Source organism: Prevotella sp. MA2016 (assembly GCF_000619825.1).
Taxonomy (GTDB): domain Bacteria; phylum Bacteroidota; class Bacteroidia; order Bacteroidales; family Bacteroidaceae; genus Prevotella.
In genome coordinates, this window is record NZ_JHUW01000008.1 from 313,624 (window position 1) to 325,938 (window position 12,315).

Genomic DNA, 12,315 nt, shown 5'->3' on the forward strand with positions numbered 1-12,315 from the left:
ATATAAAAAACTTCAACTCTTCAATTTTTCAATTCTTCCGTCCTTCAACTTTTCCTCCAACCATTCGGGGAAACTATCGAACGTCAGACAGTCCTCAATACGAACATCCCCCACACGGGTGCGGCATAAGGCTGTGAGGTGTGCACCACTACCCAGCGCCTCGCCAATGTCGCGAGCCAACGAGCGGATGTATGTACCTTTACCACAGGCCACACGAATCTGCAACTGCATCTTCTCGGGATCGAAATCCATGATTTCTATCTCATCGATACGCACAGGTTTCTCGGCCAACTGATGGTCGCTACCCTTACGAGCCAGTTCATAAGCACGGTCGCCACCAACCTTACAGGCTGAAAACAGTGGCGGGCGCTGCATAATATCACCTACGAAACGAGGCAGTGTCTGCTCTATCAACTCGCGGGTGATATGACTGGTAGGATAGGTCTGATCTACCTCATGCTCCAGATCATAGCTGGGGGTGGTAGCACCCAACTGCAGGGTAGCAGTATATTCCTTAGAGTGCTGCTGCAGGGCCTCAATCTGCTTGGTGGCCTTACCGGTGCAGAGCACCAGCACACCTGTTGCCAAGGGGTCGAGGGTACCAGCATGACCCATCTTCACACGCTTCACATGGAGGCGTTTGCTGAGCACATAGCGGATATGTGCCAATGCCCCAAAGCTACTCATGCGATAGGGCTTATTGATATAGATATATGCGCCTTCCTGGAAATTCATCGAGTCAGCTGATAAATGAGCACTGTTACACCGATGATGGCGCAATAAATTCCAAAGTAAACAAGCTTACCTTTCTTAACCAGGTTAATCATCAGCTTGCAAGCAAAGCAACCCGACAGGAATGCAGCTACAAAACCGATGATCATGGGGAAGATACCAATGCTCTCGTTCACCACCTCGTCGCCCTTCATGGCTTTCAGCACATCGAGCAACGCCTCGCCCAAGATGGGAGGGATAACCATCAGGAATGAGAACTGAGCCAGCTTTTCTTTCTTATCACCCAGCATCAAACCGGTAGCGATAGTAGAGCCCGAACGAGACAGTCCTGGCAGTACGGCACAAGCCTGAGCCACACCAATCACAAAGGCATCCCACAGTGAGATATGCTCTTTCACACGTGGCTTGGCATAGTATGAGAAGATGAGCAGGATAGAAGTTACAATCAGCATCACGCCCACTATCAGCAGACCAGCACCGAAAGCTTCTTCTACCTTATCCTTAAAGAATACACCTACAATGCCAACAGGAATCATCGACACCAAGATGTTCAAGGCATATTTCGTCTCGTCGTTCATCTTAAACTTAAACAATCCCATCAGTATCCAGTCAATCTCCTTCCACAGCACCACCAGTGTACTGAGCACAGTAGCCACGTGTACAGCAACGGTAAACTGCAGGTTGTCGGCACCATCAATGCCAAAGAAGTTTGAAAGGATAGTCAGATGTCCACTCGAACTAACAGGCAGATACTCTGTGAGTCCCTGCACCAAACCAAGAATCAATGCTTGTATCCAATCCATATCTTATTTCTCCAAATCTTTTGGTTTACGAACTACGGCATAAATCATCGACACAAAACCGAAAAGACATACCACAGGAGCCACCTTGGTGCGGCGCACACTGAAGATGTCGGGTTCGAACGCTGTATCGGTAGAGTTAGGACCTACCATCAGCAAAAAGCCAATCACCACAATGGCCATGCTGATTGCCAACAATATAAAGTTGGTCTTATCGAATGCAAAATTCTTCTTATCCATTATAATTGTCAATTTTCAATTCTCAATTATCAATTCAAAATCATCAGATTTTATACAGCTCTCCTGCCGACATGCGGAGGAATTTGTTTACGGAGATATATGAGCAAGCAGCTGTGATGATAATGCCAAACAGTAGCACTGCCACTGCAGTGATCACCAACTCGCGCCAGGTGATAATGCTCACAATATTGGGCTCATAATAGTAAAGACCATACACACAACCGCCCAGCACCGCAATGGCTATCAACGCCGCAAGCACACCCACTAGCAATGCCTGCTTCATGAACGGACGACGGATGAAACCCCACGAGGCTCCCACCAGTTTCATGGTATGGATGAGGAATCGGCGTGAATAAACACTCAAGCGAACAGTGTTGTTGATAAGCGAGAACGACACAAACGTAAGCAGAACAGCCAGTGCCAACAGCACCAGGTTGACTTTCGTCAGGTTGCGGTTCACACTGTCCATCAGATCCACCTGATAAGCCACATCGGTAATCTTAGGATTCTTCTGCAGTTCACGAGCTATCCATCTAAGCGAATCGCTGTTGGCATAGTCGGAATGCAACTGCAGTTCGAGCGTGGCTGGGAAGGGGTTTACACCCAGGAACTCCGATGGATCGGAACCCATAGCATCACTCTGCTCCTTAAGCGCCTGTTCCTTACTGATGTAATCAATGTTTCGCGAATAAGGACGATGATAGAGGTCACGGCATAACAATTTGGCGCCGTTTACGGTAACGTCGTCACTCAACATCACTGTCACTGTAAGGTTTTCCTTTACCCACTGCGACAAATTACGAGAGATTTGGACTGAAAATACCAACAGTCCAAGCAAAACCAGCACCATCGCCGTACTGATGCAAAGGGTCACCAACTGCACACCACGACGGTTGCCAGCATATTTCTTGCGTCTTTTCATTTATTTACGTACGTAAAAATTCGAATTCGGCTGCAAAGTTACACAAAAAATTAGACATAAGCACATAAGAACATATATTTTTTGCTTCTTTTGTTCTTTTTTATCTCATAAAAAGCGTAACTTTGCACCCGTTATGAGTACAATTATTTATCCTTCGCCCATTTTCGGGCCCGTACACAGTCGCAGACTAGGCATTTCGCTTGGCATCAATCTTATGCCTGCAGACGGTAAAGTGTGCAGTTTCGACTGCATCTACTGTGAATGTGGTTTCAACGAAGATCATCGCCCCACCCTACCTCTACCTACACGTGAGGAGGTAGCCAGAAAGTTGGAGGCAACACTTCAGCAGATGAAAGAAGATGGACAGTTGCCTGATGTACTCACCTTTGCCGGCAATGGCGAGCCTACCTGTCACCCACACTTTGCCGAAATTATCGATGATGTCATCAGCCTCCGCAATCAGTATTGCCCCCAAGCCAAAGTGTCGGTACTCAGCAATTCTACCATGATTCATCGACCAGCAGTGCACGATGCCCTGATGAAGGTTGATAATAACATCCTGAAACTGGACACGATCGACCCCGTATATATTAACAAGGTAGATCGTCCTAATGGCACCTACGATGTAAATCAGATCATCGAACGCCTCAAAGCCTTCAACGGTCATGTCATTATCCAAACCATGTTTATGCGCGGACAGTGCCAAGGCGAGAGCGTAGATAACACCGGCGAGGAATATGTTGCCACGTGGTTAGAAGCCGTAAAGGACATCAAGCCACAGCAGGTAATGATATACACCATCGACCGCGAGACACCCGCTCAAGGCCTAGAGAAAGCCACCCACGAGCAACTCGATCAGATACGCGATCGCGTCATCGCTGCAGGCATCCCATGCACGGCATCATATTAATGATAGCACATGCATAAACCATAAACAATTTATCGACCATACCATCGTTTTTATACACAAAACATAATATGTTGCGCAATGGTTAACTTTTATTAACTACCATTTTCTAGCAACATATCTACTTTTTTCATATATTTGCAGCAAATATATCCTATGTTTCAACAAATTACTAATCTAACCTTTTACAATTATGAATAAAGACTATCATTTCGGAATTATAGCTATCGTAGCCATCATAATGGGTACGGTGGTACTCTCGTCATGTAGTCATAATGAATATTACTACAACGAGGAGAAAGTTGAGAAGAATGCAGGCGAAACGTATGCTGCAGCTTTTGAGAGAACGTTTGGTAAGGTTGCGCCCAATGTTGATTGGGGCTTCAGCAGCAAGAAAGCCAATACGCGTGCCGTTACACGTGCTCTGGGCACTTATGCTTCGTATAAAGGCAACCTACAGCCTACGATTTCTTTCCCGACAGACTGTGATGCGAACAAGTTGCAGGATGCCGTACCTGAAGGTGTCAACAGACTGCCAACAGGGGGAGGTGGCGCAGGCACTTATTTCATTGATGCAGAAACACAAGCTGTTTCTACATGGTCGGGTGCTAGTACAATTTACGTAACAGGTTCTGTTGATCTATCTAATGGAGACACCAACGCCGCGACACCCAAATTTGCCCCAGACTACCGTTCGGAGATCTATCTGACTCAAGGAGCGACCTTAAGACTAGGCGAAGCCAGCGCCACCACACTCAACGTTGCTGCCATTTACATTGCAGAAGGTGCAACTCTGGAAACCACAGGCGTATTAACAGCCAACAACAATACCGGTATTTTTAATCACGGAACCATCAGAGCGGGCTCTTTTGCAACAAACATGTCTGGATCGCTCTATAATGCGGGCACGCTGCAAGCTGCAAACGTGAATGCCGAAAGCAACAATTCCAGAATCGTCAACGATGGCACCATCAACGTGATAACGGTTTCTGTGAATGCAGGTGCTGTACTGAATAACGCCGAGTGGACCGTCGCTGGTACTACTAAGGTCAACTCCAACAACTCGGGATGGGTGAACAACGGTCATTGGACAACATATGATTTCGCCTATATCGGCGGAAGCGAGAACGTAATCAACAACTGTTTCCTTGAGGTGACCCACGACTTTGAGATGAACATCTCATCTGCCGAAGGTGCCTTCAAGATTGATGCTGGTTGCGGTGTAGTAACAGAGAATTTCTATGGAGGTAGAGACTCAAGCTCTGACGCCGTTTCTGGTCCATTTAAGATCGTGATGGGAGAGAACGCCGTATTCCTAGTTGAGGAGACAGCTCAGTTTGAGTGCGGAAGAAGCGGTGATACAGGATATGGCATCTATGGTATATCTCCAAATGGATATGCAGTATTCCAGGCTAAGGATATTGTCAGAGACCCATCTCTTGCTAGTACCAACAGTCATGGTGCCATCATCTACGGCGGCAACCTATATGTTTCGGCAGAGACACACTTTGCACAAGGCGACAGCGGTGCCGGCAGAACGGTTATCTACGCAGTAGATGGTTTCAGTATTGATGATAACATCTTTGCAGCAGGTTTCAAATCGGGCAAGCCAGACATCAACATTCCTGAAACGGTATGTAACCCAGGCTTTGCAGGTGGTAGTCCGCTCTATCGTGTGATTGCTGAAGACCTGTCGGCTTCGGAAGCTGGCGACTTCGACTTTAACGATGTTGTATTCGACGTAGTGAAGGCAGAAGGCGGAAGGACCACCCTGAGACTGATCTGTGCAGGCGGTGTACTTCCACTGAGAGTGATGGGTATAGAGGTACACGGCATATTCGGCGAAACAACTCCCAACGAAAAAGGCGAATATAGGATGTATAACACTGGTGCAGGTCCGAATGTAGATCCTGTGGAATTCCAGATTAACGGTGAGTTCATCACTCCCGAACAGATCAAGAATATCAGGATCGAGGTTTCAAAGAACGGTGCATGGATGGAGCTCTACGCCACAAGAGGTGAAGCAGCATGCAAGATACTGGTTGACGACACATTCGTACCAGTGCCCGAAAGAAGAAATATCGCTAATGAGAACAAAAAATTCACGAGCTATGTACAAGGTACATTCGTGGATGACTTCTGGTGGAAATAATCCCATCAGGTACCAGAAAAACGCATAGGGCTCGCTTTTCAGCGGGCCCTTACTTATTAAAAAGTAAGGTTTTTCCATCTCTGTTTAGTAAGAAATGTGTATCTTTGCAAGCAAAAATAGAAAGAACATGGATGCAAAAAGAATTTTAGACTATCTGAAGCAGTTAATGGCGAACAACAATCGCGATTGGTATTGGGAACACAAGGCTGAGTATGATGCTGTGAGGGCAGAATTCGAAGCGGGCATTGCACAGGCCATCAACAGGATTGCGACTTTCGACCCATCGATAGCACATCTCACAGTCAAGGATTGCACTTACCGCTTTAATCGCGACACGCGTTTCTCACCCGACAAGTCGCCCTACAAGAACCACTTCGGTGCTTATATCGCAGCGCATGGCAAGAAAGCATTGCACGGCGGCTACTACCTACATCTGGAGCCCGGACATTGTATGGTGGCATGCGGCAACTACTGGTTGCCCACAAACATTCTGACTTCATGCCGCAATGAGATAATGGGCAACACGGAAGAATGGTTGAAGTGTGTAGAAAACAAAGAGTTCAAGAAATATTATGGCAGTCAGGTAGCCAGCAGTTTCTCGGCACCAACGGATGTATCGAGTTGGGACCAGCCACAAGGCTTTGGATTAGAGAAACTGAAGAAATGTCCTGTAGGATTCCCCAAGGACTGGCCTCACGTGGAGTACCTGCGCATGAAAGACTATTGCTGCTGGCATCAGGTGGCAGATGACTTTTATGAAGGCGAAAAATGGCTCGACGAGATTGAACGTATGTTCAAAGCCGCCAAGCCAATGATGGATTTCACCAACTCTGTAATTGATGATTATGAGTAACGCCTACTCGTAATGACGTATTCTCACATCGATACCTGTTCCTTCAAGCTGAGCAGGTATCGAACTCAGATCAGTCTGTCCGTAGTGATAAGGGAACAGCACTTTTGGCTTGATCACCTTAGCTGCACGCACCAGTTGCTCAGGCGTCATCGTATAAGGCTGGTTGCACGGCAGGAAAGCTATGTCGATATCCTTGATTTGCGACATCTCGGGAATATCCTCGGTATCGCCAGCAATATAGATACGCAAGCCATCGATGGTTAGGATATAACCATTATCGCGCCCCTTGGGATGAAACTGCTCGCGACCTGCCGTAGCATTATAAGCAGGCACAGCCTCAACACTTACATCAGTCAACTGCAACTTATCACCATTCACCATCACTTTTCCTGCACCATACATATCGCCACAGCGCTTATTCAGCACCAACTGCGTTTTATCAGTTGCAAGTGACTGAAGTGCAGCAGCATCATAATGATCGGCATGTTCATGGGTGACAAAGATGTAGTCAGCCTTAGGCATAGCAGCATAGCTGACTGTACGATTACCCAACTTCGACACAGGATCAATCTGTATCTCCTTGCCATCATACTGAATACGGATACAAGCATGCATCAGCGCATGAAACTTAATGGTTTTGCCACTAGCAGTGGTAAACTCATCTACCTCAAAAGTCTGCTGACCACAGGCTGTGTTAAGACCTAAAACGGTCATTAGTAACAAGAATAGTTTTTTCATACCTTATTATATATATATAGAACTGGGACAAAAATACAATAAATATACGAAAGTGCCAAACCATTTAAATAAAATACACATTTTTGATACCACTTTTTTGGTTGGTTCAAAAAAATGCGCTATCTTTGTGGCCGTAAAGTACATATAATCAACGACAAGAAACAGACATGATTTGGAATGAAACAATGGAGTGTATGGACCGCGAACAGCTTCGCGAGATCCAGAGTCAACGCCTAGTAAAGATGGCAGAGTATGTATATTACAACACCCCCTTCTACCGAAAGAAGTTTCAGGAGATGGGGTTGGAACCTGGCGATATCAAAAGTATCGACGACATCACCAAACTGCCTTTTACCAATAAGCTCGACCTCCGCGACAACTATCCCTTTGGACTGGCCGCCGTGCCCATGAGTCAGATTGTTAGAATCCACGCCTCATCGGGAACCACCGGCAAACCAGTTGTAGTACTTTACACCCGCAAAGACCTTGCCATGTGGAGCGAAGCCATCAGTCGCGCCTTTACCGCCTATGGTGCAGGAAAAGACGACATCTTCCAGGTGGCTTACGGCTACGGCCTGTTTACCGGAGGTCTTGGCGCTCACGACGGAGCTACCAACATCGGCGCATCGGTGATTCCTATCTCATCAGGAAACACCCAGAAACAGATGACCCTGATGCACGATTTTGGCACCACCATTCTTTGTTGCACCCCCAGCTACGCCATGTTCCTGGGCGAAGCTATGAAAGAGTGCGAATGGAGCCGCGACGAATTTAAGTTGAAGGTTGGCGTTTTCGGCGCTGAGCCTTGGACTGAGAAAATGCGTAAGAAACTGGAGGAGAGTCTGGGCATTAAGGCTTATGACATCTACGGACTGAGCGAGATAGCCGGTCCTGGTGTAGGCTATGAGTGCGAGCACCAGTGTGGCACCCACCTGAACGAGGACCTGTTCTATCCAGAAATCCTGGATCCAAAGACAGGAGAGCCAATGCCCGAAGGACAACTGGGCGAGCTGACCTTTACGCACCTGACAAAGGAGGGTATGCCCCTACTCCGCTATCGCACCCACGACCTGACAGCCCTGCACTACGACAAGTGTAAGTGCGGACGCACGCTGGTACGCATGGACCGTATCCTGGGACGTTGCGACGACATGCTCATTATCCGCGGTGTAAACGTATTCCCATCACAGATAGAAGACGTTATCCTAAAGTTGCCAGAATACGAGCCTCACTTCCTACTGACCGTTGACCGCGTGAACAACACCGACACCTCGGAACTGAAGGTAGAGGTGAAGGAAGAGTACTTTACCGACGATATGGCTACCATGGTTGGCCTGCAGAAGAAATTGGAGGGTGAACTGCGCAGTGTCATCGGTCTGGGCTTCAAGGTAAAACTGGTAGAGCCAAAGGGTATTGAGCGCTCTGAAGGCAAAGCCAAACGTGTGATTGACAAACGTAGTATTTAAAACAATAATCTTATGAAGACAAAGCAACTTTCCATTTTCCTTGAGAACAAGTCAGGCCGACTGACCGAAGTGACTGAAGTGCTTGGTAAGGCAGGCATCAACCTCACAGCAATGAGTATTGCCGACAATAGCGATTTCGGTATTCTACGCTGCATCGTTTCTGACCCCGACAAAGCCTACCAGGTTCTGAAAGAGGCTCACTTTGCAGTAAAGATCACAGATGTTATCGGATTCACATGCCCCAACATCAGTGGCTCGCTAGCCATCGTACTCCAGCACCTCTCGAAAAACGGTATCTTTATTGAATATATGTATTCGTTTGCCAATGGCGATGCTGCTACAGTCGTCATCCGCCCCACTGATCTGGACACCTGCGAGAAGATCTTAGCAGAGAAAAAAGTAGAGTTGATGGGCGCAAACGACCTCTATCAACTATAAAAATGCAAGAAACTGCAAAATTTTCGCTCAGAAATTTTGCAGTTTCAATTTTTCTTTGTACCTTTGCACCCGCAAATGAGACAAAAACGACATCAAGTCGCTTTACATGTTGAAAAGGGCGTTTAGCTCAGCTGGTTTAGAGCATCTGCCTTACAAGCAGAGGGTCGGCGGTTCGAATCCGTCAACGCCCACGACACAAATTCCGCTTTCCGCAGCCGATGAGGTTGCGGTTTTGGGTTAAAAAGGATATTGTAGAAATAGAAAATTATCGATAATTTACAGGAATTAATTTAAAACATGGATTTAAGTTTATTGACAGCCATCTCGCCTATTGATGGCCGTTACAGAAGTAAGACCGAACCATTGGCAGAATACTTTTCAGAGTATGCTCTGATACGTTACAGAGTGCGCGTTGAAATAGAGTATTTCATTGCCTTGTGTGAATTGCCATTACCTCAACTTCAGGGTATCAACCACTCATTATTCGATCAACTTCGTGACATCTATCGCCAGTTCACTCTCGCTGATGCTCAGCGAGTGAAGGACATTGAGTCAATTACTAACCACGACGTAAAAGCCGTTGAGTATTTTATCAAAGAGAAACTTGACGCTATGGGCGGTTTTGAAAGCTACAAGGAGTTTATCCACTTCGGCCTCACCTCGCAGGACATTAACAACACCAGCGTACCTCTTTCTATTAAGGAGGCTCTGGAGCAGGTTTACTATCCTATGGTTGAGGAGCTGATTGAGCAACTGCATGACTATGCTGAGCAGTGGAAGAACATCCCCATGCTGGCCAAGACCCACGGACAGCCTGCATCACCTACCCGTCTGGGCAAGGAGGTCATGGTGTACGTATATCGTCTGGAAGAGCAGTTGCGCGGTCTGAAGGCTACTCCTATCACTGCCAAGTTCGGTGGTGCTACAGGTAACTACAATGCGCACCACGTGGCTTATCCACAGTACGACTGGCGTGAGTTTGGTAATCAGTTTGTAAGCGAAAAACTGGGACTGGAACGCGAACAGTACACCACTCAGATTTCAAACTACGACTGGTTGGGCGCTATCTTCGATGCGATGCGCCGTATCAACACCATCGTCATCGATCTGGATCGTGACTTCTGGATGTATATCTCTATGGACTACTTCAAACAGAAGATCAAGAAGGGTGAAGTTGGATCAAGTGCTATGCCACATAAGGTGAACCCCATCGACTACGAGAACTCTGAGGGCAACCTGGGTGTCGCCAATGCTATTCTGCAGTTCCTGGCAGCTAAGTTGCCAGTGAGCCGTTTGCAGCGCGACCTGACCGACTCTACCGTTCTGCGCAACGTGGGTGTCCCCATGGGTCATGCCGTTATTGCTTTCCAAAGCACACTGAAGGGACTTCGCAAGCTCATTCTGAATGAGGAGAAGTTGCAGGAGGATCTTGACAACACATGGGCAGTGGTGGCCGAGGCCATCCAGACCATTCTGCGTCGTGAGGCCTACCCTAACCCCTATGAGACGCTAAAAGCGCTCACACGTACCAATGAGAAGCTTACTGGCGAGAAGATCAAGAACTTTATAGAAACACTCGAGGTGAGTGAAGAAGTAAAAGAAGAGCTTCGCGCTATTACACCAGCAACCTATACAGGTATTTAATTACACATTTATTTATTTTATTTCATCTTAAAAGAAAACAACTCATGGATTTCGAAAACAACGAGAAGAAACAGGAAGAAACTGCACAGGATGGCGCTCAGAGAGAGTATCGTCCAGGTCGTTCACCACGTCCACGCATTCACGCCACTGCTGTGCGTCCAGGCAACTACGAGCGCAACAGCTATCGCAATAACAATGATGAAGGCGAGTTCCGTCCAGAGGGATTCGGTGCTGGTTTGCAGAGCAACGCACCTCAGCGCCCTCAGGGAGGCTATCGCCCACGTAATAACTACAACAACGAGGGTGGCTACGACCAGCAGCGCCAGGGTGGCTACGGTCAGCGTCAGGGTGGCTACGGTCAGCGCCAGGGTGGTTATGGCCAGCGTCCTCAGCAGGGTGGCTATGGTCGTCCTCAGCAGGGTGGCTATGGTCAGCGTCCTCAGCAGGGTGGCTACGGTCGTCCTCAGCAGGGTGGCTACGGTCGTCCTCAGCAGGGTGGTTACGGTCGTCCTCAGCAGGGTGGTTACGGTCGTCCTCAGCAGGGTGGCTACGGTCGTCCTCAGCAGGGTGGCTATGGCAAACCATATGGTGCCGCTCCTTACAAGAAGGGTCCACGTCAGCGTACAGCCGACTATGATCCAAATGCAAAGTATTCAATGAAGAAGCGCATCGAGTACAAGGAGATCAACTACGATCCAAACGAGCCACTGCGCTTGAACAAGTTCCTGGCTAATGCAGGTGTCTGCAGCCGTCGCGAGGCCGATGAGTTCATCCAGGCAGGTGTAGTATCAGTTAACGGCGAGATTGTAACCGAGCTGGGAACAAAGATTCTGCGTACCGACTTGGTGAAGTTCCACGATCAGCCTGTAAACATCGAAAAGAAGGTTTACGTACTGCTCAATAAGCCAAAGGATTATGTAACAACCAGCGACGATCCACAGCAGCGTAAGACTGTTATGGACCTCGTGAAGAATGCCTGCCCAGAGCGCATCTATCCTGTAGGTCGTCTGGACCGCAACACCACAGGTGTACTGCTGCTCACCAACGATGGTGACCTGGCTTCTAAACTTACTCATCCAAAGTATCTGAAGAAGAAGATCTATCACGTTTACCTCGATAAGAACGTAACCGCTCACGATCTGGCTCAGATTGCCGAGGGTATCCAGCTGGAGGACGGTGAGATCAAGGCAGACGACGTACAGTATGCTCACCCAACCGACAAGAAGCAGGTAGGTATCGAGATTCACTCTGGTAAGAACCGTATCGTTCGCCGAATCTTCGAGAGCCTGGGCTATCGCGTTCAGAAGCTCGACCGCGTACAGTTTGCCGGTCTGACCAAGAAGAACCTGAAGCGTGGTGACTGGCGCTACCTCACCGAGGAGGAGGTTGACCGTCTGCGTATGGGCGCTTATGAGTAATTGAC

At 47.8% G+C, this 12,315-nt stretch carries 12 protein-coding genes and 1 tRNA gene; 8 read left to right on the plus strand and 5 right to left on the minus strand.

Annotation, left to right across the window (positions count from 1 at the left end):
• Positions 1 to 12: 12 nt before the first annotated feature.
• The 4 genes from truB to T360_RS0105690 are packed head-to-tail and all read right to left on the minus strand — an operon-like array spanning position 13 to position 2,694.
• Positions 13 to 735 carry a tRNA pseudouridine(55) synthase TruB gene (gene truB, locus T360_RS0105675; RefSeq protein ID WP_028911919.1) on the minus strand — a complete coding sequence of 241 codons (723 nt, stop codon included), beginning with the start codon at positions 733 to 735 and terminating at the stop codon, positions 13 to 15.
• The gene (locus T360_RS0105680; protein ID WP_028911920.1) at positions 732 to 1,535 is read right to left on the minus strand and encodes an undecaprenyl-diphosphate phosphatase; all 804 of its coding nucleotides are present in this window, start codon (positions 1,533 to 1,535) and stop codon (positions 732 to 734) included. Before T360_RS0105680 ends, truB begins: the two co-directional genes overlap by 4 nt.
• 3 nt (positions 1,536 to 1,538) lie before the next feature.
• Positions 1,539 to 1,775 carry a DUF3098 domain-containing protein gene (locus T360_RS0105685; protein WP_028911921.1) on the minus strand — a complete coding sequence of 79 codons (237 nt, stop codon included), beginning with the start codon at positions 1,773 to 1,775 and terminating at the stop codon, positions 1,539 to 1,541.
• 40 nt (positions 1,776 to 1,815) lie between these two features.
• Positions 1,816 to 2,694: an ABC transporter permease gene (locus T360_RS0105690; RefSeq protein WP_028911922.1), complete on the minus strand. Its 879-nt coding sequence runs from the start codon at positions 2,692 to 2,694 to the stop codon at positions 1,816 to 1,818.
• Between the two features lie 133 nt (positions 2,695 to 2,827).
• Here T360_RS0105690 and T360_RS0105695 point away from each other — a divergent pair, with 133 nt between their 5' ends.
• The 3 genes from T360_RS0105695 (at position 2,828) to T360_RS0105705 (ending at position 6,606) form a co-directional block, all read left to right on the plus strand.
• A complete protein-coding gene (locus T360_RS0105695) occupies positions 2,828 to 3,604 on the plus strand; it encodes a radical SAM protein (protein WP_028911923.1) in 777 nt (258 codons plus the stop codon).
• 190 nt (positions 3,605 to 3,794) lie between these two features.
• Positions 3,795 to 5,753 carry a hypothetical protein gene (locus T360_RS15715; RefSeq protein WP_028911924.1) on the plus strand — a complete coding sequence of 653 codons (1,959 nt, stop codon included), beginning with the start codon at positions 3,795 to 3,797 and terminating at the stop codon, positions 5,751 to 5,753.
• 127 nt (positions 5,754 to 5,880) lie between these two features.
• A complete protein-coding gene (locus T360_RS0105705) occupies positions 5,881 to 6,606 on the plus strand; it encodes a DUF2461 domain-containing protein (protein WP_028911925.1) in 726 nt (241 codons plus the stop codon).
• Between the two features lie 3 nt (positions 6,607 to 6,609).
• Here the strand turns inward: T360_RS0105705 and T360_RS0105710 are convergent, their stop codons facing one another.
• On the minus strand, positions 6,610 to 7,344 hold the full coding sequence (locus tag T360_RS0105710) for an MBL fold metallo-hydrolase (RefSeq protein WP_028911926.1): 735 nt from the start codon (positions 7,342 to 7,344) through the stop codon (positions 6,610 to 6,612).
• Positions 7,345 to 7,511: 167 nt separating this feature from the next.
• Here T360_RS0105710 and T360_RS0105715 point away from each other — a divergent pair, with 167 nt between their 5' ends.
• The 5 genes from T360_RS0105715 (at position 7,512) to T360_RS0105735 (ending at position 12,310) form a co-directional block, all read left to right on the plus strand.
• The gene (locus tag T360_RS0105715) at positions 7,512 to 8,810 is read left to right on the plus strand and encodes a phenylacetate--CoA ligase family protein (protein WP_028911927.1); all 1,299 of its coding nucleotides are present in this window, start codon (positions 7,512 to 7,514) and stop codon (positions 8,808 to 8,810) included.
• Positions 8,811 to 8,822: 12 nt separating this feature from the next.
• Entirely contained in the window at positions 8,823 to 9,248 is a 426-nt protein-coding gene (locus T360_RS0105720) for an ACT domain-containing protein (RefSeq protein ID WP_028911928.1), read from the plus strand.
• 116 nt (positions 9,249 to 9,364) lie between these two features.
• Positions 9,365 to 9,439, plus strand: a tRNA-Val gene (locus tag T360_RS0105725).
• A gap of 106 nt (positions 9,440 to 9,545) precedes the next feature.
• Entirely contained in the window at positions 9,546 to 10,892 is a 1,347-nt protein-coding gene (gene purB / locus T360_RS0105730) for an adenylosuccinate lyase (protein ID WP_028911929.1), read from the plus strand.
• Between the two features lie 44 nt (positions 10,893 to 10,936).
• A complete protein-coding gene (locus T360_RS0105735; protein WP_028911930.1) occupies positions 10,937 to 12,310 on the plus strand; it encodes a pseudouridine synthase in 1,374 nt (457 codons plus the stop codon).
• Positions 12,311 to 12,315 lie beyond the last annotated feature (5 nt).

What these genes read in the sequence shown, in the direction of transcription:
- truB (WP_028911919.1), bottom strand. Translation starts at nt 735, where the DNA reads ATGAATTTCCAGGAAGGCGCATATATCTATATCAATAAGCCCTATCGC.
- T360_RS0105680 (WP_028911920.1), bottom strand. Translation starts at nt 1,535, where the DNA reads ATGGATTGGATACAAGCATTGATTCTTGGTTTGGTGCAGGGACTCACA.
- T360_RS0105690 (WP_028911922.1), bottom strand. Translation starts at nt 2,694, where the DNA reads ATGAAAAGACGCAAGAAATATGCTGGCAACCGTCGTGGTGTGCAGTTG.
- T360_RS0105695 (WP_028911923.1), top strand. Translation starts at nt 2,828, where the DNA reads ATGAGTACAATTATTTATCCTTCGCCCATTTTCGGGCCCGTACACAGT.
- T360_RS15715 (WP_028911924.1), top strand. Translation starts at nt 3,795, where the DNA reads ATGAATAAAGACTATCATTTCGGAATTATAGCTATCGTAGCCATCATA.
- T360_RS0105705 (WP_028911925.1), top strand. Translation starts at nt 5,881, where the DNA reads ATGGATGCAAAAAGAATTTTAGACTATCTGAAGCAGTTAATGGCGAAC.
- T360_RS0105710 (WP_028911926.1), bottom strand. Translation starts at nt 7,344, where the DNA reads ATGAAAAAACTATTCTTGTTACTAATGACCGTTTTAGGTCTTAACACA.
- T360_RS0105715 (WP_028911927.1), top strand. Translation starts at nt 7,512, where the DNA reads ATGATTTGGAATGAAACAATGGAGTGTATGGACCGCGAACAGCTTCGC.
- T360_RS0105720 (WP_028911928.1), top strand. Translation starts at nt 8,823, where the DNA reads ATGAAGACAAAGCAACTTTCCATTTTCCTTGAGAACAAGTCAGGCCGA.
- purB (WP_028911929.1), top strand. Translation starts at nt 9,546, where the DNA reads ATGGATTTAAGTTTATTGACAGCCATCTCGCCTATTGATGGCCGTTAC.
- T360_RS0105735 (WP_028911930.1), top strand. Translation starts at nt 10,937, where the DNA reads ATGGATTTCGAAAACAACGAGAAGAAACAGGAAGAAACTGCACAGGAT.